The 1485-nt window shown below is 43.2% G+C and carries 2 protein-coding genes; both read right to left on the bottom strand.

What is annotated here, in order from left to right:
* Positions 1-645, bottom strand: a 645-nt coding sequence (locus SPADD19_RS06580; RefSeq protein ID WP_061455565.1) for an MBL fold metallo-hydrolase, incomplete at its 3' end; no start/stop codon positions are given.
* Positions 620-1485, bottom strand: an 866-nt coding sequence (locus SPADD19_RS06575) for an NAD-dependent epimerase/dehydratase family protein (RefSeq protein ID WP_128861606.1), incomplete at its 5' end; no start/stop codon positions are given. The genes SPADD19_RS06580 and SPADD19_RS06575, both read right to left, overlap by 26 nt.

The following is a 1485-nucleotide window of genomic DNA, read 5'->3' as shown; positions in this document are numbered from 1 at the left end:
GAAAGGCAAAAGGTCTACTCCCCAAGAAAGATCTGCTCCGAAGAAGAGTTTGAGCTCATCCAGATAAAGACAACCTTGCCCTCTCGCATGCCCATCGATGGACGAAACAAGGATGCTCCCATCTCCAAAAAGATCCGCAGTCGGGCGATAGGGGAAAGCAGGAAGCCTTTGATCTGCTTTGAGACAAGTCACCCGATCTTTGAAATCAGCTGGAAGAAACTCTTTAAAAATCAGATCTTTAAACTTCGGTTTTTGGTACACCTCATAGACTTCCTGGGTGACAAAGAAATGAGCATTTGGGAAAAGGGCTGCTCCGCCGAGATGATCAGGGTGCAAATGCGAAAGAATCACATAGGAAATGGATGCCGGATCAATCCCACGCTCTTGCAATAAATAATTGATCTGGTCTTCTTTTTTCATCTGCATTGGGGTGGCTAGACGGTACCAGAAATACCGAGCTTTTTTCTTAATCTCGTAGTGATAGCCGGTATCGTACAAAATATAGCCTTTTTCACGATGATGAATCAAAAAGACACCTGCTGGAAATTGCATTTTTTCATTCGAAATCCCTTTAAATAAGAGACCAGAATGACTGCTGCAATAGCCTGCTGGAAAATAATCAATGTGCTTGATCATGTTGGACATAGTTGTCAATCCCTTCTTCAATGGTCATTTTTGGATAGTAGCCAAGTTCAGTTTGAGCCTTTTGAATATCGAGGGTTTGGCTATATCGAAGGAGATAATAGGTATAGCGAGTCAATGGGGGTTCGGCTTTCAAATGAAAGAATCGATACACCCCTTCAAGGCTATAAGCCACACCTGCTACTAGACCTGCTGGAAGTTTCCGATAGCGAATCGGCTCTCCCAATCCCTTTAGTGTGGTTTCGATCAAATACTTAAAGGTCTTTGGTTCCCCATTTGTAATATTATAAACTTGTCCGTGAGCTTCTTTTGCTTCCAGAGCCAAGCGAATGGCTAGGGCGACATTTTCCACACAGGTCATATCCATGAGCTGCTCTCCTCCTCGAATCAAAGGAATTCCAATTTTTCGACTGAGGCGTAAGACACGAGGCAAAATACTGGTATCCCCCACACCAAATAATCCTCTAGGACGCAAGATGATACTTGGCACATCTGGATAATCATAAAAAAGTTTTTCAGACGCCAATTTGCTTCGGATATAATTGTTGAGGTGATTTTCTTTTGGAGCATCACTTTCCATGATGTTTAATTGGTCTTTTCCAGCTGCGTAAATACTAGGAGAAGAAACGTAAACCAAGCGTTTTACCGCATATTCACGGCACAATTCAAGGACATTTTTAGTGCCAACTACATTAGCCTGATAGAAGGCCTTCCAAGGTCCCCAGGCAGTGGATAAAGCTCCTGCATGAACCACAGCATCAACAGACTGAAAGGCTTGTCTTAATTCCTCAATAGCGCTCAAATCCCCTTTAATAAATTGAACGCGCTCACCTTCCAGAGCCT

Origin of the sequence: Streptococcus parasanguinis (assembly GCF_001578955.1) — a bacterium.
Taxonomy (GTDB): domain Bacteria; phylum Bacillota; class Bacilli; order Lactobacillales; family Streptococcaceae; genus Streptococcus; species Streptococcus parasanguinis_U.
This window is presented reverse-complemented; position numbering and strand designations above follow the sequence as displayed.